Below are 19705 nucleotides of genomic sequence, written 5' to 3'. Positions count from 1 at the left end.
GTCGTGTGCGCGGCGCACTGGCTCAGGCGGCCAGGGCTTGCTGGGCGCGGCGCTTGCGGGCCGACATGATTCGACCGAGCGGGGTGTCGCCGGTGCCGAGTGCGGCCGTCAGGCGGTCAAGGAAGATGGCGAGGATCACCACGGCGAGGCCGGCTTCGAAACCGAGTGCGACGTCGATGCGGTTCAGGCTGGCGACGACATCCGCTCCCAGCCCCCCGGCACCGACCATACCGGCGATGACGACCATCGACAGGGAGAGCATGATGACCTGGTTGATACCCGCCATGATCGTCGGCATCGCCAGCGGAAGCTGGATCTGCCGGAGGATGCGCCAGGGCGAGGCGCCGAAGGCCTGCCCGGCCTCAACCACTTCTCGGTCGACTCCGCGGATGCCCAGCTCGGTGAGGCGGACTCCCGGGGCCATCGCGAAGATGATGGTGGCCACGATTCCGGGCACGACGCCCACGCGGAACAGAATCAGCGCGGGAATCAGGTACACGAAGGCCGGCATGGTTTGCATGAAGTCGAGAATCGGCCGGATGATGTTGGACGCCACCGCGGACTTCGCCGCCAGGATGCCGAGCGGCAGGCTGAGGGCGATCGCGAGCACACTGGCGACCAGCACCAGTGCGAGGGTGTCCATGGCGTTCTCCCACTGGTCGACGCCGACGACGACGATCAGACCGAGGACGGTACCGACCATGAATTTCCAACCGCGGGTGGCCAGGGCCAGCCCCGCCGAGAGCACGATGATCACCCAGAAGGGCGGCGCCACCAGGAGGAAGTCGACCAGTTCGTAGGCACCGTCGAAGACGGCCCGGATGAAGTCGAATAAGAACCCGAACGTGTCGGTGATCCAGTCGATGAACCCCTCCACGAGGGTGCCCAGAGGAAGTCGGAAGTCGTTCACAGGTCGGCTCCTTCCAGAGCGGTGTCGCGGAGGGTTTCGGTGATCACGCTGATGGAAATCGTGGCTGCGGGCTCGATCACGGGCACGTCCCCCGTATTCGTGCTCACGTTGCCGAGCGCGGCCAGCAGGGTCACCCGCGGGATGACGCCGAGCAGACGGTTCTTCTCATCGACCACGGCGATGGCCAGATCACTGCCGACCGAGGGTTCGACCAGGTCGACCAGCGGGGTGTCCGGGTTGACGGAGATCGCATCCGTGCGCACTATCGCGCGCAGATCGGTCTCGCCGGCCTTGACCTGCCCCAGCACGTCGCGATCGCGCACCACACCGGCGAAGGTGCGGTCGCGGTTGAGCACGAAGGTGGCGGAGGTCTGCAGGTCGCGCATGGTGCGGAGCGCAGCTCGGGGACCGCCGGTGATCGTGACCACGGAGCGCACGGGCTCCATCACGCTGGCCGCGGTCAGCACCCGGGCGCGGTCGACATCCTGCACGAACTGAGCGACGTAGTCGTTCGCCGGGTCGGTCAGGATCTCCTCGGGGGTGCCGATCTGAACGATGCGACCATCGCGCATGACCGCGATGCGGTCGCCGAGGAACATGGCCTCGTTGAGATCGTGGGTGATGAAGATGATGGTTTTGCCGAGCTCGGCCTGCAGCTCGATCAACTGCTCCTGCATTTCGCGGCGGATCAGCGGGTCAAGGGCCGAGAACGCCTCATCCATCAGGAGGACGTCGGTGTCGGCGGCGAGAGCCCGGCCGAGGCCGACTCGCTGCTGCATTCCGCCGGAAAGCTCGGACGGCAGGCTGTCGGCCCAGCCGTCGAGCCCGACGAGGCGGATGATGGTGCGCGCCTTGGCGAGCCGCTCCTCGCGGCCCATGCCCTGCACCTCGAGTCCGTAGGCGACGTTGTCGATCACGGTGCGATGCGGTAGCAGGGCAAAGTGCTGGAACACCATGGAAATATTGGTGCGGCGCACCTCGCGCAGCGCGGCGGCGGAGATGCCGGTGATGGCCTGGCCGGCCACCGTCACGCTGCCAGAGGTGGCGTCCAGTAGCCCGTTGAGCATGCGGATCAGGGTGGATTTGCCCGAACCGGACAACCCCATCACCACGAAGATTTCGCCGCGGTGAACCTCGAATGAGGCGTCGATAACGGCGGCGGTGCCCAGCGAGGACACCTCATCGCGGCTGGCTCCCGCGGTTAGCTTCTTGACGAGCTCGTGCGGACGACGCCCGAACGCTTTGTACAGTCGATCTGCCTTCACGGCAATAGTTTCGGTCACGGATTCTCCCGGTGCACGCCGGGCGGGGCCGAATCACGGCCGACGGAACGGATGCACGCTGTGTCGGACGGGTAGGCCGTGACCGGCCTCGACGCGATGGAAAGCGTGGGCTGGGGCGATCATGGGGATCGCATCCGTCATGGCCTCACCATACGAAGCGCCGTACCGATGGGGCCGTGGCTGTACATTCGCGTCCTGGTGAAGGGTCGTAAGACCAGCAGCAAGCCTAACACGGGGGTATTTGCGTCGCAGAAGCAGCGATTTCGACGGTTTCGGGTAGCGGGGAGAACCGGCCCTACCGCAGGCCGCGAGACAGCCGCCGCGGAGCATCCGTGCCGGGTCGCGTTCGACGACCCGGAACGGACTCAGGCCTTGAGCGCCGCGATCTGCGCGGACTTCTCGGTCGCGGCGGCCGTTTCGGCGGCGCTGGGCGCACCGTGGTGGGCGATCATCGTGGTCTCGTCGAACGGCTCGTGACGGTCGAGCACCCGGTCGACCTGGGCACGATCGATCTCCTTGGTCCAGGATCCGATCAGCACGGTGGCGACGGCGTTGCCGGTAAAGTTCGTGAGCGCGCGGGCCTCGGACATGAAGCGGTCGATGCCCACGATGAAGCCGACTCCTTCAAGCAGCTGCGGGGCGTGGGCCTGCAAGCCGGCGGCCAGGGTCGCGATCCCGGCACCGGACACTCCGGCGGCACCCTTGGAGGCGATGATCATGAAGGCGAGGAGCCCGATCTGCTCGCCCAGGGCGAGCGGCTGACCCATGGCCGTGGCGATGAAGAGCGACGCCATGGTCAGGTAGATCGCGGTGCCGTCGAGGTTGAACGAGTATCCGGTGGGAACCGTGACGCCCACGACCGGCTTGGAGACGCCGAGGTGCTCCATCTTGGCGATCAGGCGCGGCAGCGCCGCCTCGGAAGAGGAAGTCGAGAAGATCAGCAGGTACTCTCGGCCGAGATAACGCATCAGCTTGAAGATGCTGATGCCGGTGACGATCTTGAGCAACCCGCCGAGGATGACGACGATGAAGAGCACACAGGTCAGGTAGAAGGCGCCCATCAGGGTGAAGAGGCTGATAACGGCCTGGAAGCCGGTGGCACCGACGACGGCGGCGATCGCACCGAAGGCGCCGATCGGCGCGAGCCACATGACCATGATCAGGATGCGAAAGACCAGGGCCTGCACGTGCGCGATGCCCTCGAGGATCGGCTTGCCGGCGGCTCCCATCTTCTGCAGCGCGAAGCCGGCGATGAGGGCCACCAGCAGGGTCTGCAGGATGTTGCCGGCGGTCAGTGCGGAGAACAGTGTGGTCGGGATGATGCCGAGGAAGAAGTCCGATTCGGCGGCTTCCGGCGGCACGAAGGTGGTCGCGGTGAGATCGAGCCCTGAGCCGGGCTTGATCACGTTGCCCACGACGAGGCCGATCGCCAGGGCGAAGGTGGACATGGTCAGGAAGTAGCCGAGCGCCAGTCCGCCGATCTTGCCGACCGTGGCGGCCTTCGCGATGGACCCGATGCCGAGGATGATCGTGCAGAAGATGATCGGCGAGATCATCATCTTGATCAGGGCGATGAAGATGTCCCCGAGCGGTTTGAGCGAGACGGCGAATCCGCCTGTGCCGCCGAAGAGCAGGCCGACGATGACGCCGAGGATCACCGCGACGATGACCGCCATGTACAGGTAGTGGGACTTGTCAAACTTCTTCGCGGGCTGTGCAGCGCGAGCGCGAGGCAGTGATGCCATAAAAGACTCCTTTGTCTAGTAACTAGGCTGGGGTGAAGCGCTGGTGCGCCCGGACCATCCGTGGTGTGTTTCAGACTGGACGACCGAGGCGCCCGCGTCACTGTTGCGGTCATATTGGTCACGGTCGCGCAAATGGAAGAAGGATGCGATGGGGCAAGGCTGGAGCATTGCGCGCCGCCTGTTCCTGGCGAACGCCCTGGTCATCATGGCGATAACCGTGTTCGCGGGCACCGCGGCCTTCGTGGACGCCCGCGACCGTGGTTTCGTCGCCGCCGAGGAACGGATGCTGTCCGTCGCCAGCGCCATCGCCGACAACCCGCTCGTACTGGATGCCAGCCGCTCGGCCGATCCCAGCGCGGTGCTCCAGCCGTACGCCGAGCGGGTCACCGCCGACGCCACCCTCGACTTCATCACGATCATGGCGCCCGACCGCACCCGCTGGACCCACCCGACCGAGTTGGAGATCGGCCGCCCCTACATCGGTACCGTCACGCCCGCCCTGGCCGGGGAACCGTTCACCGAGGTGACCACGGGCACGCTCGGACCCTCGGTGCGGGCCGTCGTTCCGATCACCGACGAGCAGGGAGCCGTTCAGGGCCTGGTGGCTGCGGGGGTGAAGACGAGCAACCTCTCCATCGCGCTGAGCGCGCGGCTGCCGGCCGTGCTGGGGGTGGCCCTGATGCTGCTAGCCACGGGCACCCTCGCCGCCTGGCTGCTCGGTCGCTATCTGAGCCGGGTCACGCTCGGCTGGGGACCGGAGCAGCTCGCCCAGCTCTTCGTCTACTACGACTCGGTGCTGCATTCGGTGCGGGAGGGTCTCGTGCTCGTCACTCTCACGGGCGAGGTCGTGCTCTACAACGATCAGGCTGCCCGGCTGCTGGGCCTGCCGCCACGCTCACCGACTGAGGGCCGAGCATCCTCCGCCGCCACGCAGAGCCTTGACCGTCTCGACCTTCCCCCGGCGCTCGCCGAGCTACTGAAGAGCGGCCGCCCCGCCACCGACGAGATCCACGTCACCGACACGCGCGTGCTGGTCGTCAGCCAACTGCCGGCACTGAAACCGGGCAGCGGCCGCACCAAACCCGCGCCGATGGGCTGGGTTGCGACCATCCGCGACCACACCGACCTGCAATCGATGGGCAGCGAGCTCCGGTCGATGCGCACCCTCTCGGATGCCCTGCACGCCCAGACCCATGAGCACGCCAACCGGCTTCACACCATCGTGTCCCTGATGGAACTCGGGCGCGGCGCCGAGGCCCTCGATTTCGCCACCAAAGACCTGGAGCTCAGCCAGCAACTCACCGATGACATGCTCGACTCGGTGGACGAACCGGTGCTCAGCGCCCTGCTGATGGGCAAGTTCGCCCAAGCCAGCGAGCTGGGCGTGCTGCTCACGGTTGAGGCGGCCGGAACCCTCGCCGATTCCGGCCTGACGGCGCAGGACCTGGTCACGGTCGTGGGCAACCTGGTCGATAACGCACTCGACGCGGCCGCCGGCGGCGAGGCACCCCGCCGGGTGCACCTCTCGGTCGGCTCCACGCCCTCGTCGGTGGCGATCGAGGTGGCCGACACCGGGCCCGGCGTCGACCCGGACGCCGTGACCGACATCCTCCGCCGCGGTTACAGTACCAAGGAGCCCGGCAGTTTCGGCCGCGGCCTCGGACTGGCGTTGGTGCGGCAGACGGTCAACCGGCTCGGCGGCAGCCTCAGCATCACCCGCCGCGAGGGGGCCGTGTTCACGGTCACCCTCCCCCGGCAGCCGGAGGAGCCCACTGCGGGCATCGAACCCGACCTCGCGGCGACGATGGGCGGATCGCATGACTGACCGGGACATCCGGGTGCTCGTCGTCGAAGACGAAGCCATTGCGGCCGAGGCGCACGCCGCCTACCTCGGGCGTTTGACCGGTTTCGTGCACGCGGGCACCGTCGGCGACGGCCATTCCGCCCTGCGCGCCCTGGCAACGGCCGTCACCGCCGGGCAGCCCATCGATCTGGTGCTGATGGATATGACCCTGCCCGACCTGCACGGCCTCGACGTGAGCCGACGGATGCGCGCGGCCGGCCTGACCACGGACATCATCGCCATCACGGCGGTGCGCGAACTGCACATCGTGCGCGGCGCCGTGGCGGCCGGCATTGTTCAATACCTGATCAAGCCGTTCACCTATTCGACCTTCGCGCAGAAGCTGGTGCAGTATCGGGACTTTCGGCTTCAGCTGGGCGGCCTGTCCGCGATGACCAGCCAGACCGACGTGGACCTGGCGTTCGCGAGCCTGCGCACGCCCACCGAGCTGCCGCGGCCGAAGGGTCTGTCCGAGGGCACCCTGGGCGCGGTGATCGAGTTCCTGAAGCTGCAGACCGTTCCGGTCTCCTCCAGCGAGGTGATGGAGCAGCTCGGCATTTCTCGGGTGACCGCCCGGCGCTACCTTGAGCATCTGGCCGACACCGGCTCACTCGAGCGGTCGCCGCGCTACGGCACGCCGGGGCGGCCAGAGAACGAATACGTCTGGAAGCGGCTGTAGCGCGCACGTGCAGTCACGGCCGCGCGGTGAGCACTCCTGGCGTGGCTCTCTCAGCGGCCGGCGCGCTCCGCCAGGCCGTGCACGCAGGCGGCCTGGCCGGCGTGCTGCAGGTCGTCGGAGAGCACGCTGACCAGGCGCACCGCGAGTGTGACCGGCGGGGTCCAGCGGGTGTCGACGACCCGGGAGAAATCTGCCGTGGTGAGAGTGGGCAGCCAGGCGATGGTGCGGGCGTGCACCGCGTCGAGATAGCCGGCCAGAACGGATGCGCCGGCGCGCACCTGCCCAACCTCCTCGACGGTTTGGCCGTAGCCGGTGGCCGCCCGCGCGAAGGGAAACGCGAACCTGTCGGCCCAGCCGGCGCTGTCCCAGAGCTGGTCCTCGTTCATCAGCTCGGCCAGGTGGTCATCCTGCACCCGGGTCAGGTGCCAGATCAACCACGCGATGCTGTTCGCCTCCGGGTCGGGCCGAAAGGTCAGCAGCTCTTCGTCGGCATCCACGAGCACGACATGCACGATGCTCCGGACACGTGCGTAGGCCTCGGCGATCAGGTAGCTCGACAGCATCGGTTCTCCTTACGCCGAGTGCCTCGTCAGTGCCTCGGTTGGTGGCCCCGATGTGTCCCGCGTCGGAGCCAGAGTAGCCCCGGCTTGCTACCTGGCGGTGGTCGAGCCTGTCGAGGCCCACCGCCCAGCAGCTGGATTACGGTTGCGCCCGTTTGCTCGGGAGTGCGATCAGGGTTTGTTCGGGGTCGACTCCGACCGGCGGCCGGAGCCAGTAGTCGTTACCGGTGCGGATGATGCTCCAGTGCTGATTATGCAACAGCAGGTGGTGCGGGTGGCAGAGCAGTACCCCGTCGGCGGGGTCGGTATAGCCGTTGTCTTTCACCCATTCGTTAATGTGGTGGGCCTCGCTCCAGGCTGGTGATTTGTCGCAGTCGACCCAGCGGCATCCGCCGTCGCGAACGCCCATTGCGGCCCGCTGGGCTTCGGTGAAGAGGCGTTCGTCGCGGCCGACGTTGATGATGTCGCCGGATTCACTGAACTGGATGCCGCGGGTTCCGGTGTCGCAGAGGAGCCGGTCGATGGTGTCCTGCGAGATCGGGACCGGGTTTCCCTCGATCTGCCCTGCCTGACCCGCCTGACCCGTTTCGAGGGCCGTTCCGGCCACGATCACTCAAACCGACGGGCGGCGGCCACCGAACACCCGCCCCTGGTCGGCCTCACCGGCGATCTTCAGCAGCTGCACGAAGGCATCCGCGGCGATCTGATCCGTGCTGCGCGAGTCATCCTGCAGGCGTTTCGCCCACGCCGCCTTCTCCTTGTCGACGAAACGCACGCCTCCGCGGCGAGGGTCGGTGACCGAATCGAAGACGGAGAGCACGAATTCGCCGTCTTCGGGAGCGAAGAGCCCATTCAGGCGCACCTTGCCGTTTCCCAGCCGGTACACCTTCAGGAACCGGTCGTCGTAGGCCTGCTTCTCCCGAGCGGCAATGCCGGCTTCGTCGAGGCGGTCGCGCATTCGTCTCGCGAGTTTGAAGACGTGGTCCGCGTTCAGAGTTGAGGCCATCATCGAGCCGACCGCGACGAGCTTGAACGCGTCGTTCTTCGTCGAGCCGGTCACCTTCTGGATCAACGCCTGAGGCGAGAGGAACCCCTGCTGCGCGGCCAGACCGGAGTGGCCCGGTTCCAGCCGCGAACGCCGGGCGATGGTCGCCGCCATCCGCGCCGAACGGGTGTCGAGGAGGCGGCGAGCGGCCGCGATCGGCCTCTGACCGGCCAGCACCTCAGCATCGGCGAGGGCCTTATTTTCGGCGAAAACGGAACCGAGGAGGGCGACGGCATCCGTTGCCTGCCTGAGGTCATCCGCGGTGGTTGTCATGTTTCGAAACTAGCAAACATGACATACAGAGTTGAGAGTCTGTCACTTATCTATGGAAGTTTCTAGAAGTCATGTTCGAGGCCTGCGCGGCCACTCCACCCTCTTCCGGTCGGCTAGCCCTCCAGCGACCTGATCAGACGAGCCGGCACGCCACCATGGACGGTGTTGGGCTCGACGTCCTTGGTCACTACACTGCCGGCAGCCACGATTGCCCCGTTGCCGATCGTGACACCGGGCAGGATTGTGGCGAAAGCACCGATCCACGCGCCGTCGCCGACATGGATCGGCTTGGTTACCAGTGGGCCGACTCGGAACTCGCTGGGTCCGATCTCATGCGTACTTGTGACGAAGCGGACGCCCTGGGCCACAGCCGCGCGCCCGATGACCACACGCTCATTGCCGTCGAAGTAGCAGCCCTCATTCACGAACGCGCCGGGTTTTAGAACGACCATTCTGGAGCCAAAGGTGACCCCCTTCAGCACTCTGGAACTTCTGACGTTCATTCCGGCGAGGTGGAGCAGCCGAGACCGATGCGCTCCATTGACGATCAGCGGTGTAGCCAGGAGCCAATTAACGATGATGTCGTGCCAAATTCGCACCGCGTGGGGTCTGTCTTTGGTGGCTCGTGCAGCTCTGATTTTTTCCGCCTGACGATGAAGGTGCTGTTGACTGGATATCAGGCTACCGGGTACAGAAAAGGCCAAGCCTCGTTTGGAACGAGCCTGGCCTTTTTCTGATGGTGCACCCCCCCGGACTTGAACCGGGAACCCACTGATTAAGAGTCAGTTGCTCTGCCAATTGAGCTAGAGGTGCGTGTTTCTCTACTCTCCGACCCAGGGTGACCCGAACCGACTCTAGATACTAACAGCACGATTACCTTCGGCGCCAATCGCGGTACAAACCGGAGAGTCGCGCCAAAATTACTAGTCTTGGTCTGTGACCCAGCCCCAGAAGTACTCCCTCGATGACGACCTCCAGCTCGCGACCGAGCTCGCCGATCTGGCCGACGCGATCTCGCGCGACCGGTTCACCGCGATGGACCTCGTCGTGACGACCAAACCCGACCGCACCCCGGTGACGGATGCCGACCAGGCCGTGGAGCGCGCGATCCGGACCGCCCTGGCCGAGCGGCGCCCGGCCGACGGCATCCTCGGTGAGGAATTCGGCACCGAGGGCACCAGCGTGCGGCAATGGATCATCGATCCGATCGACGGCACAGCCGGTTTCCTGCGCGGCATCCCGATCTGGGGCACTCTGATCGCCCTCGCCGTCGATGGCGATCCGGTGGTGGGGATGGCGAGCTCCCCAGCCCTCGGCAAGCGTTGGTGGGCGCGCACCGGCGGCGGCGCCTGGATGACCGACGAGCGCACGCCGGGCGCCGACCCCGTGCGCCTGGCCGTGTCCGGCGTGGCCAAGCTCGCCGACGCCTCGCTCAGCTACAACAGCATCCAGCAGTGGGACCAGACCGGGCACCTCGACGAGCTGATCACACTGTCCCGCCAGGTCTGGCGCACCCGCGCCTACGGCGACATGTGGTCGTACATGCTCCTCGCCGAGGGTCTGCTCGACATCGTCGCGGAATACGACCTGCAGCCCTACGATCTCGCGGCCCTGGCCCCGATCGTGCAGGAGGCCGGTGGCCGGTTCTCCTCCGCCGACGGCCGGCCCGGCCCCTGGCACGGCAGCGCTCTGGCCACCAACAGCCTGCTGCACGAGCCGGCTCTGCGGGCCCTCGGCTCAGCGACCACCACCACGGATGCACCCGCGTCCCCGAGCGCGCCGACCCGCTAACCGATGATCCCGCCGCGCACGCACCCCGGAACCCTGACCCTGCTGATCGCTGCGGCCAGCGTCCTGACCGCCAGCCTCACCGGCTGCAGCGTGATCGGCGACATGCTGCCGACGCCGGTCCGCAACGTGGCTGCCGTGCCGGCATCCGCTCTCGGAGAGGTCACCGCTGTGGCCGACCTTCTCGTCGGAGACTGCCTACGTGAGGTTTCGGAGGGACTGGACGTGAACGCATCGATCGTTCCGCGGGTTTCATGCGACGAGAGCCACGAGTTCGAGGTATTCGCCCGGTTCCCGGTGCCGGGCGACGCCTTCCCCGGCGACAACGCCGTGACCGCAGTGGCGGAAACCGGCTGCGGTTCCCTGTTCGAGGACTTCGTGCTGCTCGAGTACCGGGCATCGAGTCTGGATTTCGCCTACCTCACCCCCACGGCGCAGAGCTGGGCCGACGCCGACGTCCTGGCCAGCCCGAACGGCCCGGGCAGCCGCGACGTCTCGTGCCTGATCACCGACCCGGCCGGCGCCGTGACCGGCACCCTGGCCGGCGCATCGCGCTGACCCGCGGCCATACTGTTGACCCATGAGGATCAATGCCTTCTCGGATGTCTCCCTGCGAGCGCTCATGTTCCTGGCGACGCTCCCCGACGGCGAGCTTCAGACCTCGCGGGTCATCGCCGAGGCGGTGGCCACCCCGTACAGCCATGTCAGCAAGGCCGTCATGCGACTCCGCGAGCTGGGACTCGTGGAGTCACTGCGCGGCCGTACCGGCGGAGTGAGGATCAGCCCGGTCGGGCGAACGGCCACCGTGGGCTGGCTGCTGCGCCAACTCGACACCCGCGACGATGTCGCCGACTGTGAGACGCCCCACGGTGACTGTCCGCTCAGTGGCGGCTGTGGACTCCGCGGGGGGCTCCGACGAGCACGGGAGGCGTTCTACGCCGAACTCGACGACCTTGTGATCGCGGCTCTCCCCCATATCGGCTTCCCCGCTCCCGTTGTCCTCACGCTGGCACCCCCGCCGCCGCGCCGCGCCGATCGGGGGTAATGGGATACAACCCGATATTAAGCATTTGAAATGATACTTTTGGGTACGTCCCTCAATTGCTTGGAGTTTGCATGCTATCCACCCAGTCACTGCCCCTCATCAAAGCGACTCTGCCCCTGGTGGGCGAGCGCATGCCCGAGATCGCGAAGAACTTTTACGGCCGGATGCTGACCGCTCACCCCGACCTCTTCGACGGCCTCTTCAGCCGCTCCAACCAGAAAAACGGCTCGCAGCAGCAGGCCCTGGCCGGAAGTATCGCCGTCTTCGCGACCTACCTGGTGCAGAACCCCGACACCACGCCGGAGGCCATGCTCTCCCGCATCGCCCACAAGCACATCTCCCTCTCCATTGCGCCCGAGCAGTACGACATCGTCTACAAGTACCTCTTCGAGGCCATCGCCGAAGAACTCAGCGACGTCATCACGGCCGAGATCGCCGGCGCCTGGACCGAGGTCTACTGGCTGATGGCCCACGCCCTGATCAAGATGGAGAAGGGCCTTTACGCCGGTCTCGCCAGCGACAAGCCGCTCGCCCCCTGGGTCGTCGTGAAGAAGGAAGCGGCCGGCACCGACGCCGTCACATTCACCCTGGAGCCGGCCGACGACACTCCCGTGACGCCTGCCCTGCCGGGCCAGTACGTCAGCGTCACGGCCACCATGCCCGACGGCATCCGCCAGGTGCGCCAGTACTCGCTGTCGGCCGGCACGGCCACGACCCGCGTCTTCACCACCAAGCTCGACGCAGACGGCGAGGTCTCCCCCGTGCTGCACCGTGATGTGCAGGTCGGCGACACGCTCATCCTCTCCGTGCCGTGCGGCGACATCACCCTAGATCAGGGCACCGGCCCGCTGATCCTGGCCTCGGCCGGAATCGGCTGCACGCCCAGCGCATCGATCCTGCGCTCCCTGGTGGACACCGGCTCGAAGCGCGAGGTGCTCGTGCTGCATGCCGAGAGCAACCTCGAACGCTGGGCGCTGCGCGACCAGATGAGCGAAGACATCGCACTGCTGGAAGCAGCAGAGCTCGAACTCTGGCTGGAGATCCCGAGCGAGGGCCACCACGAGGGCTTCATGTCCCTTGAGAACGTGTCGATCCCGACGGATGCCTCGGTGTACCTGTGCGGTCCGCTCCCGTTCATGCGCAGCCTGCGCTCACAGGCGCTGGAGTCCGGTGTGCCGGCCGACCGCATCCACTACGAGATCTTCGGCCCTGACCTCTGGCTTGCCGGCGTCTGATCCGCGCGGAATTTCAGCGCAGCCTCAGTGCTCGTCGCCCCATTCGGTGCCCTCGAGGTCGCCGCGCAATGTGCCGGTGACCTCGTCGACCGCCTCGCCCACGGTGCCCGCGAACCGCTCCGGTGGGAACCGTCGACTGAGACCGTAGTCGCGCAGGTGGTCCTTCACCGGACCCTTCATCTCGGCGAAGATCAGCGTGATCCCGCGTGAGGCGAGGAAATCGTCGAGTTCCAGAAGTTCTTCCACGGCGGTCGTGTCGATCTCTGTGATCGGCTCGGCCGCCAGGATGACCGTGTGCACGTCACTCCCTGCCTCGGTGACGACGCGACGCACGAAGTCGTCGAAAATGCCGCCGTTGGCGAAGAACAGCGGCGCGTCGAAGCGCACGATGACGATGCCGGGCAACCGCTCGCCCTCCGGATGACGGGACAGGTCGTGGTACCCGCGCAGCCCACGGATGCGCCCGAGCTCAGCCCGGTAGGGTCGCCAGGCGTGGCTCACGAATGCCCCGAGGGACAGCACGATCGCCACGCCGATGCCCTCGATCACGCCCACGACCACGACACCGAGGAACGACGCGATGGACAGCGCGGCATCCACTTTGTTCATCCGCACGAGGGCGAGGAACCCCTTCACGTCGATCAGACCGGCGGCCGCGACGATCACGACGGCAGCGATGGTCGCCGAGGGCAGGTAGCCGGTGAGTCCGGGCGCCAGCAGCATGAACACCACGATGAGTGCGGCGCCGACCACGCCCGTGAGCTGGGTTCGTGCGCCCGCGCTCTCGGCAACGGGGGTGCGCGAGGACGACGCCGAAATGGGGAAGCCGCCGAGCAGACCGCCCGCGATGTTCGAGGCGCCGATCGCCGCCATCTCCTGACTCCCGTCGACACTCTCGCCGCGGCGCGCGGCGAACGTGCGCGACAGCACGGCCGTATCGGCGAAGGCGATCAGGGCGACGCCGAGGGCGGGAAGGGCGAGCGCGGCGACATCCGCCCAGACCAGACCGCCGAGCGCCGGAGCGGGCAGTCCCTGCGGCATCGCCCCGACGACGGGTATGGTGCTGTGAAGCCCGAGTACGGCAGTCAGCAGTGTCGCCAGCACGACGGCCACTAGCACGCCGGGGATCCGAGATCTGCCCCAGGACAGACCCACGATGATGAGCAGCGACCCGAGTCCGAAGAGCAACGCGGTGAGGTTGACTTCGCCCCCGGCGATACCGGCCCCGATTGCGATCACGTCGGCAATCGGCGGACCCGAGTCGATCGAAAATCCCAGCAGCGCCGGCAGTTGGGAAATGATCACCAGGAGTCCGAGGGCATTCAGGTAGCCGACCCGGATGGGCTTGGAGAGCAGGTCGGTCACGAATCCGAGGCGGAGCAGTCCGCCCAGCAGGAGGATCAGGCCGACCATGATCGCGAGAAGTCCCGCCAGGGCCACCGCTCGGTCATCGTCGCCGAGGGCAAGCGGCAGGATCACGGCCGCGATGATCGGCGCCAGGGCCGAGTCGGGGCCGAGCACCAGCACGCGAGAGGGGCCGAACAAGGCATATGCCGCCAACGGAATGATCGTGGCGTACAGGCCGGTCTCTGGCGGCAGGCCGGCCACCTCGGCGTAGCCGATGCCCACCGGGATCAGCAAGGCGGTGAGCACAAGCCCCGCTCTCAGGTCAGGGAGCAGCCAGGCGCGCCGGTAGGTGAGCGCGGTATCGACACCCGGCACCCACTTCTTCACCCACGCAGCCGCCATACCGTTCCTCCCGGCCCTATCTTGGTGCATCCGGGCGGTCCGGCCTAGAGGGCCTATAAGTCGGTGTAGCCGAGATCGGGAGCCGGGAGAAAGCGGGCGACGGATGAGGGGGCGCCCGACAGCGCGAGGATCACCAGTTCGTTCTCCCCCGCAGTGAGCACCGGACCGGGCACGTACAGGGTAACCTGCGGCCCGCGATCCCAGAATCGGCCGAGGTTGAACCCGTTCAGCCAGGCCTGGCCCTTGCCCCAGCCGACGACGCTGAGAAAGAGGTCCACCCCGGGCTCGGCGACGAAACGCCCGCGGGCGAAGGCCGGGCCCGCCAGCGACCCACCGGGCATACCCCTCCGGAACAGGGAGGCGCCAAGTCCGGTCACGGCGTCGAGGCGCAGCGGGACCACCTGCCACGCCGGCTCCTCCGTGTCGAGGAGGGCCGGGCCGATCAGACCCTTGGCCTCGCCGATCCGGGGGCCGTAGTTGACCCTGCCCTGATCTTCGACGAGCACGTCGAGTCGCCCGGCAGCGTCACCGTCACCCACGCTCGGCAGGGTGAGCGAGCGGTCGTGGTTGTCGCGCTGGAGCACACCCACCGGCACACCGTCGAGAAACACCTGGGCGCGGTCGCGCACCTCAGCGAACGAGAGCACGCGGGCGGCACCCGGTGCCACCCGCGTGCGGTAGAGGGCGAACCCGGAATACTGGCCCACGGCATCCATGGTCGGCAACCCGGCGCCAGCAGCGGCAGGAACGACAGCCTCGACCCCCGCTGCAGCCTCGTCGGCCGGCACGCCCAGAACTTCGAGGGCATCCCACAGGCTGACCGACTCCCAGAGGGACACCTCGAAGGCCGGGGCCGCCCGCACCCGGTCCGGCAGCTCGTCCGGCACGCTCGTATATCGGGCGAGCACCTCCCGGAAGGCGTGGTACTTCTCGGTGGTCTGGCCGCTCTCCGACAGGGGCGCGTCGTAGTCATAGGACGTGATCGTGGGCTGGAACACGCCCTTGTCATTGGCGCCGTTCGTGAATCCGAAATTGGTGCCGCCGTGGAACATGTACAGATTGACGGATGCCCCAGTAGCCAGCAACTCGTCGAGCTCTCGCGCCGACTCTGCGGCCGAGGTGGTGTGGTGGTGTGCACCCCAGTGGTCGAACCATCCGTTCCAGAACTCCGCGCACATCAGCGGCCCGGTCGGCTGATGCCGCCGGAGGGTGGCCAGGCGTTCGCGGCTGCGTGCGCCGAACGACCCGGTCTTGTGCAGTTCGGGCAGGCTGCCGTCCTGCAGCATCTGGTCCGTCGGCTGGTCGATCGTGGTCAGTGGCACGGTGATGCCGTGGGCCCGGTTGAGCTCGACGAGCGCCGTGAGGTAGTCCTGATCGCGCCCGTAGGCACCGTACTCGTTCTCGATCTGCACCAGGATCACCGCTCCGCGGCGATCGATCTGCCGCTCGGCCACGATCGGCAGCACCTGCTCGAAGTACTCGGCGACGGCCGCCAGATACTGCGGCTCATTCCGGCGCACGCCCACTGTGGCGTTCTGGAACAGCCAGGCCGGCAATCCGCCGTTGTCCCATTCCGCACAGATAAACGGGCCGGGGCGCACGATCGCGTACAAACCCTCCGCAGCGACGAGGTCGAGAAAATGCGCCAGGTCGAGCGGCCCGTCGGTGCGGAACTCCCCGCGCACGGGTGCGTGCGCGTTCCAGGGCACGTAGGTCTCGATCGTGTTCAGGCCCATCAGCCGGGCCTTGTGGATGCGGTCGGCCCAGTGGTCGGGGTGCACCCGGAAGTAGTGGATGGCCCCGGCCAGCACTCGGAACGGCTGCCCATCGAGCAGGAAGTCCCGTTCCCCGATCGCGAAGCGGCCGGTCACGCGGTGCCGGCCGTCGTTGCCGCCACTGCCACTGCCGGCACAGCCTCCCGGGATCGGCGCAGCACGGCCACCCCGAACCGGGGCAGGTCCAGTTCGCCGTCGGTGAGCGTGGCCGGGCCGAGGTCGATGCCGATGAGTCCCGAGCCCGTGACGCCCGCCACCCGCACGACCTCCTCGCTGTGGTTGATGTAGAAGAGGTAGTCGTGGGTGTCGGACTGCCGGGCGGCGAGCTGCACCGATCCGTGCACGGCGGCAGGCAGCGGCGAGACGATCCCGGCCTGTGCGGCGAACCTTCCGACGAGGGTGGCCAGCGCCACGGTGTCGGGCACGGTGGCGACGAAGCAGGCCCGGCCGGCGCCGACAACCCGGCCCGTCACGGCGGGTACCCCGGGGTACGGACCGCCGACGAATCGGGCGAGCACCTCGACATCCGGCTGCACCGTGACGTCATGGGTGATCAGGATGCCTGTGCCTCCGTCGGGAAGGCTGGCGACGCCGGTCGGGCTGGTTCCCTCCAAACCCACGGTCTGGCCGGGAAGCAGCGGGCCGAATTCCTCCGCGCGCACGCCGAGCAGATCGCGGAAGGCGCCCGGGTATCCCCCGGGATAGACGTGGTCGTCGCGGTCGGCCAGGCCGGAGAACGCACCGACGACGAGGTGGCCCCCGGCACGGGCATAGTCACCGAGGGCGGCGGCGAGCGGCTCTGGAACGACGTAGAGCATCGGCGCAATCACGAGGTCGTAGCCGGCCAGGCCGTTCTCGGCCAGGGCGATGGCCGCGGGCACGATGTCGGCCTGCAGCCCGTTGGCCAGTGCTGCAATGTACCAGTTCATGGCCTCCACCTTGTAGCGCAGCTGGTCGGTGGGGTGCGAGTCGAGCTCGGAGGCCCACCAGGAGTCCCAGTCGAAGAGGATGCCGATGCGAGCCTGCACGGTTGTCGTGCCGGCCACCTCGGCGAGGGCGACGAGCTCGGCGCCGAAGTCCACGACCCGGCGGAACATCGTGCTGTCCTCACCCGCGTGCGGGAGCATCGCCGAGTGGAATTTCTCCGCTCCGGCGAGAGACTGGCGCCACTGGAAGAAGCAGATCGCGTCGGCGCCGTGGGCCAAGTGCGTGAGGCTGTCCCGGCGCAGCTGCCCGGGCGTCTTGGCCAGGTTCACCGGTTGCCAGTTCACAGCGCCGGTGGAGTGCTCCATCAGGAACCAGGGGTCGCGTCTGGCGATCTGCCCGGTGAGGTTGGCCGAGAACGAGAGCTCCTCGAAGGCGAGCGGGTAGGCGCCGAGGAAGTAGTGGTCGTTCGAGACAATGTCCACCTCGGTTGCCCAGTCCGCGTAGTCCATCCCCTTCACTTCGCCCATCACCATGAAGTTCGTGGTGATCGGCACGTCCGGGGTGATGCGGCGCAGGATGTCCCGCTCGGCCACCAGGTAGTCCTTCAGTGCGTCGCTGGAAAACCGGGCGAAATCGAGTTGTTGGGTGGGGTTCGGGTGGGTTCCGGCCAGGCGAGGTGGCAGGATCTGGGTCCAGGCCGAGTAGTTCTGCGACCAGAAAGCCGTGCCCCAGGCCCGGTTGAGATCGGCGAGCGAGCCGTAGCGGGCTTCCAGCCAGACCCGGAAGGCCGCCGCCGCGTCATCCGAAAAGTCGTACACGTTGTGGCAGCCGAGCTCATTGCTCACATGCCACAGGGCGAGGGCCGGGTGGTCGGCGTAGCGCAGGGCCATCTTCTCGACCAGCGCGAGGGCGTAGCGGCGGAAGACCGGTGAGGTGGGGCGCCACTGCTGGCGTGCGCCGGGCCAGATCGTCTCGCCGACCCGGCTCTCGGGCAGCACCTCCGGGTGCAGCTCGGTCAGCCAGGGCGGCGGGCTGGCGGTGGCCGTGGCCAGGTCAACGGCGATGCCGTTGTCGTGCAGCAGATCAAGCACCCGGTCGAGCCAGGCGAAGTCCCACGAGTCGATGGTGGGCTGCAGCAGCGCCCAGGAGAAGATGCCGACGCTGACGATGTTCACGCCGGCCTCCCGCATCAGACGCACGTCGTCGGCCCAAACCGTTTCCGGCCACTGCTCCGGGTTGTAGTCGGCACCGTAGGCCAGCCGTGGTGTTTCAGCGGCCAGGCTCTGGCTGCCGTCGGCGAGAGGGTGGGCGTCGGGCCAGCGGACCCAGCGGGCCGGTGAAGTGTCGTGCGTCATGGTGTTCATCTCATTCGTCGTGCAGGGTGACGGGTGTGCCGGGCGGGCGGGGGCCACCGGATCTGCGGTGGCCCCCGCTCGCCCGTCGAGCGGGGCGGATACGCCCGGTTACTTGCTGTTGACGGTGAAGCCCTGCTCCACTCCGTAGGCTGCGGTCTCGTCCTGCCAGCCCTGGAGGCCGGTGTTCAGGTCGGTCTTGTTCTCGTAGGACTGTCCGACCGTGTCAGCGAAGATGCTGTTCGAGTAGACCTGGAACGGCAGGTAGGACCAGCCGGGTACGACGTCCTTGGCGGCCTTCACGAGCACCTCGTTGATCTTCTGGCCACCGAAATACTCGCTCTCGTAGCCGAGGAACTCCTCCGACTCGAGGTCGGCGACGGTGGAGGGGAAGCTGCCGCCGTCGATCTGCAGCTGCACCCCGGGGCCGGCGTTCAGGTACTCGACGAATCCGGCCGCAACGAGCTTGTTCGTGCTCTGTTCGAGCACGGCCACGCTGGAGCCGCCGTTCTCGGCGCTGGCCGCTTCACCGGCTTCGTAGGTGGGTAACGGGGCAACCCGCCAGTCACCGGCCGATTCGGTGATGCCCGATTCGAAGTTGGCGGGCATCCAGGCGCCGGTCAGCAGGGTCGAGATGGTGCCGTCTCCGAGGGCCTTGTACCACTCGTCGGTCCAGCCGACGATCGGGGAGACGAGGCCGTCCTGAACCATCGGGTTCCACATTTCCGTCCACTCCTTGGCACCGGCATCCTGCAGGTCGATCGTGACGTCGGTGCCGTTTTCGGTCGTGTACGGATGTCCGCCGGCCTGCCAGATCATGCTCGTGGCGAAGCCGGCGTCGCCGGAGTCGCTCGAGATGTAGCGGGACGGGTCGGCGGCGTGGATCGTGGCCGCTGCCGCGGTGTATTCGGCCCAGGTGGTCGGCACGGCGATGCTGTACTCGTCGAACACGGCCTTGTTGTAGAACATGGCCATGGGGCCGGAGTCCTGCGGAAGGGCGTAGAGACCGCCGTCGATGCTCACGTTGCCCCAGGTCGACGCCGTGAACTCGTCCTCGAGTTCGGCGAAGCCGAAGTCGTTGAGGTCGGCGAGGGAATCCGACAGAGCGAACTGCGGCAGGGCGTAATACTCGATCTGAGCCACATCGGGGGCGCCCGATCCGGCCTTGATCGCGTTCTGCAGCTTGGTGTACTCGGCGCTGCCGGTGCCCGCGTTGACCACCTTGACGGTGACGTTGGGGTATTCCTCCTGGAAGGCATCCGCTGCGGCCTGCACCGGGGTGCCCCAGGACCAGACCGTGATGGTGGATTTCTCCTGCAGAGCCGCCGCGATGTCGTCGGCGGTGCCGGTTTTGGCTCCCCCGGCGGAACCCGGCGCACAGGCCGCGAGCGATCCGACCAGGCACAGGCCGGTCACCATGGCCGCTACGGTGCGTCCCACGCGTCGTGCGATGCGGTGTGTTGATTTCATTGTGAACCCTTCACTTCTTTGAGAAT

At 67.3% G+C, this 19705-nt stretch carries 17 protein-coding genes and 1 tRNA gene; 6 read left to right on the top strand and 12 right to left on the bottom strand.

All coding sequences use genetic code 11. From position 1 onward, the window contains the following. Nucleotides 1-22 precede the first annotated feature (22 nt). The 3 genes from E3O47_RS06775 to E3O47_RS06765 form a co-directional block, all read right to left on the bottom strand. A complete protein-coding gene (locus tag E3O47_RS06775) occupies nucleotides 23-910 on the bottom strand; it encodes a proline/glycine betaine ABC transporter permease (RefSeq protein ID WP_104102826.1) in 888 nt (295 codons plus the stop codon). Continuing rightward, entirely contained in the window at nucleotides 907-2193 is a 1287-nt protein-coding gene (locus E3O47_RS06770) for a glycine betaine/L-proline ABC transporter ATP-binding protein (protein ID WP_104102823.1), read from the bottom strand. Before E3O47_RS06770 ends, E3O47_RS06775 begins: the two co-directional genes overlap by 4 nt. A gap of 365 nt (nucleotides 2194-2558) precedes the next feature. Continuing rightward, nucleotides 2559-3938, bottom strand: a complete 1380-nt coding sequence (locus E3O47_RS06765) for a cation:dicarboxylase symporter family transporter (protein WP_104102820.1) — start codon at nucleotides 3936-3938, stop codon at nucleotides 2559-2561. A gap of 148 nt (nucleotides 3939-4086) precedes the next feature. On the opposite strand from E3O47_RS06765, the gene E3O47_RS06760 reads away from it, so the two are divergent. Both E3O47_RS06760 and E3O47_RS06755 read left to right on the top strand, forming a co-directional pair. Next, complete coding sequence (locus tag E3O47_RS06760; protein ID WP_134419912.1) at nucleotides 4087-5763, top strand: sensor histidine kinase; 1677 nt, start codon at nucleotides 4087-4089, stop codon at nucleotides 5761-5763. Continuing rightward, nucleotides 5756-6460: a response regulator gene (locus E3O47_RS06755; RefSeq protein ID WP_134341815.1), complete on the top strand. Its 705-nt coding sequence runs from the start codon at nucleotides 5756-5758 to the stop codon at nucleotides 6458-6460. The genes E3O47_RS06760 and E3O47_RS06755 overlap by 8 nt, the downstream gene beginning before the upstream one ends. 50 nt (nucleotides 6461-6510) lie before the next feature. Here E3O47_RS06755 and E3O47_RS06750 read toward each other — a convergent pair whose 3' ends face one another. The 5 genes from E3O47_RS06750 to E3O47_RS06730 all read right to left on the bottom strand — a co-directional run bounded on the left by E3O47_RS06750 (nucleotide 6511) and on the right by E3O47_RS06730 (nucleotide 9151). Then, nucleotides 6511-7023, bottom strand: coding sequence for a DinB family protein (locus E3O47_RS06750; RefSeq protein ID WP_134400708.1), 513 nt, complete (start codon nucleotides 7021-7023; stop codon nucleotides 6511-6513). Between the two features lie 136 nt (nucleotides 7024-7159). Then, complete coding sequence (locus tag E3O47_RS06745) at nucleotides 7160-7627, bottom strand: hypothetical protein (RefSeq protein WP_134341817.1); 468 nt, start codon at nucleotides 7625-7627, stop codon at nucleotides 7160-7162. A 6-nt stretch (nucleotides 7628-7633) separates the two neighbouring features. After that, entirely contained in the window at nucleotides 7634-8338 is a 705-nt protein-coding gene (locus tag E3O47_RS06740; RefSeq protein ID WP_134341818.1) for a DUF222 domain-containing protein, read from the bottom strand. 113 nt (nucleotides 8339-8451) lie between these two features. Then, complete coding sequence (locus E3O47_RS06735) at nucleotides 8452-8790, bottom strand: DapH/DapD/GlmU-related protein (protein WP_241976698.1); 339 nt, start codon at nucleotides 8788-8790, stop codon at nucleotides 8452-8454. Nucleotides 8791-9075: 285 nt separating this feature from the next. Next, a tRNA-Lys gene (locus tag E3O47_RS06730) sits at nucleotides 9076-9151 on the bottom strand. A 123-nt stretch (nucleotides 9152-9274) separates the two neighbouring features. Between E3O47_RS06730 and E3O47_RS06725 the strand changes: the two genes are divergently transcribed. The 4 genes from E3O47_RS06725 to E3O47_RS06710 all read left to right on the top strand — a co-directional run bounded on the left by E3O47_RS06725 (nucleotide 9275) and on the right by E3O47_RS06710 (nucleotide 12406). Next, the gene (locus E3O47_RS06725) at nucleotides 9275-10129 is read left to right on the top strand and encodes an inositol monophosphatase family protein (protein ID WP_134400704.1); all 855 of its coding nucleotides are present in this window, start codon (nucleotides 9275-9277) and stop codon (nucleotides 10127-10129) included. A 3-nt stretch (nucleotides 10130-10132) separates the two neighbouring features. After that, complete coding sequence (locus tag E3O47_RS06720; protein ID WP_104102793.1) at nucleotides 10133-10684, top strand: septum formation family protein; 552 nt, start codon at nucleotides 10133-10135, stop codon at nucleotides 10682-10684. Nucleotides 10685-10706: 22 nt separating this feature from the next. Beyond that, a complete protein-coding gene (locus tag E3O47_RS06715) occupies nucleotides 10707-11171 on the top strand; it encodes an Rrf2 family transcriptional regulator (protein WP_104171597.1) in 465 nt (154 codons plus the stop codon). A gap of 71 nt (nucleotides 11172-11242) precedes the next feature. Then, entirely contained in the window at nucleotides 11243-12406 is a 1164-nt protein-coding gene (locus E3O47_RS06710) for a globin domain-containing protein (RefSeq protein WP_104102787.1), read from the top strand. A gap of 24 nt (nucleotides 12407-12430) precedes the next feature. Here E3O47_RS06710 and E3O47_RS06705 read toward each other — a convergent pair whose 3' ends face one another. The 4 genes from E3O47_RS06705 to E3O47_RS06690 all read right to left on the bottom strand — a co-directional run bounded on the left by E3O47_RS06705 (nucleotide 12431) and on the right by E3O47_RS06690 (nucleotide 19679). Further along, complete coding sequence (locus tag E3O47_RS06705) at nucleotides 12431-14155, bottom strand: SulP family inorganic anion transporter (protein ID WP_104102784.1); 1725 nt, start codon at nucleotides 14153-14155, stop codon at nucleotides 12431-12433. Nucleotides 14156-14208: 53 nt separating this feature from the next. Further along, complete coding sequence (locus tag E3O47_RS06700; protein ID WP_174722137.1) at nucleotides 14209-16026, bottom strand: glycoside hydrolase family 35 protein; 1818 nt, start codon at nucleotides 16024-16026, stop codon at nucleotides 14209-14211. Continuing rightward, nucleotides 16023-18212: a beta-galactosidase gene (locus tag E3O47_RS06695; protein ID WP_134419910.1), complete on the bottom strand. Its 2190-nt coding sequence runs from the start codon at nucleotides 18210-18212 to the stop codon at nucleotides 16023-16025. Before E3O47_RS06695 ends, E3O47_RS06700 begins: the two co-directional genes overlap by 4 nt. Nucleotides 18213-18320: 108 nt before the next feature. Further along, a complete protein-coding gene (locus E3O47_RS06690; RefSeq protein WP_134419908.1) occupies nucleotides 18321-19679 on the bottom strand; it encodes an extracellular solute-binding protein in 1359 nt (452 codons plus the stop codon). Nucleotides 19680-19705: the final 26 nt, after the last annotated feature.

The organism is Cryobacterium sp. TMT2-17-1 (assembly GCF_004402765.1).
Classification (GTDB): Bacteria; Actinomycetota; Actinomycetes; order Actinomycetales; family Microbacteriaceae; genus Cryobacterium; species Cryobacterium sandaracinum.
This window is presented reverse-complemented; position numbering and strand designations above follow the sequence as displayed.